This is a genomic window from Inquilinus limosus MP06 (genome assembly GCF_000767795.1).
In the GTDB taxonomy this organism is placed as follows: Bacteria; Pseudomonadota; Alphaproteobacteria; order DSM-16000; family Inquilinaceae; genus Inquilinus; species Inquilinus limosus_E.
In genome coordinates this window covers 1-517 of the sequence record NZ_JANX01001150.1, presented here as the reverse complement: position 1 = coordinate 517, position 517 = coordinate 1, and the positions used below count along the sequence as shown (strand labels likewise).

Genomic DNA, 517 nt, shown 5'->3' with positions numbered 1-517 from the left:
TCCCCCTACCCCCCTCCCGCAGGGGGAGGGGGGACTCGTGAGGCCTGGCGGCGGAGTGTTGCATCCCCATCCTCCCTCACCTGATCGGCTGATGGACGGTCACCAGCTTGGTGCCGTCGGGGAAGGTGGCTTCGACCTGGACGTCGTGGATCATCTCGGCCACGCCCTCCATCACCTGGTCGCGGGTCAGCACCGTGGCGCCGGCCGACATCAGCTCGGCCACCGAGCGGCCATCCCGCGCCCCTTCGGTGACGAAGTCGGAGATCAGCGCCACCGCCTCCGGATAGTTCAGCTTCACGCCGCGCTCCAGCCGCCGGCGCGCCACCATCGCGGCCATGGCGATCAGGAGCTTGTCCTTCTCCCGCGGGGTCAGGTTCACGGCAACTCCTCCCGGTTCTTCATCAGCATTGCCAGACGCGCGGCAGCGGGCGCCCGGCCCGCAGCACGCCGAGCGCCGAGATCAGGTCGCGCCGCAGCACCGCACCGTCCGGCGCGGCGAAACGGGCGACCAGGATGC

General features: G+C 70.8%; 1 protein-coding gene. It reads right to left on the bottom strand.

Annotated features, from left to right (window positions below; genetic code table 11):
• Positions 1-76: 76 nt before the first annotated feature.
• Positions 77-379, bottom strand: coding sequence for an urease subunit gamma (locus P409_RS35720; protein ID WP_034849948.1), 303 nt, complete (start codon positions 377-379; stop codon positions 77-79).
• Positions 380-517 lie beyond the last annotated feature (138 nt).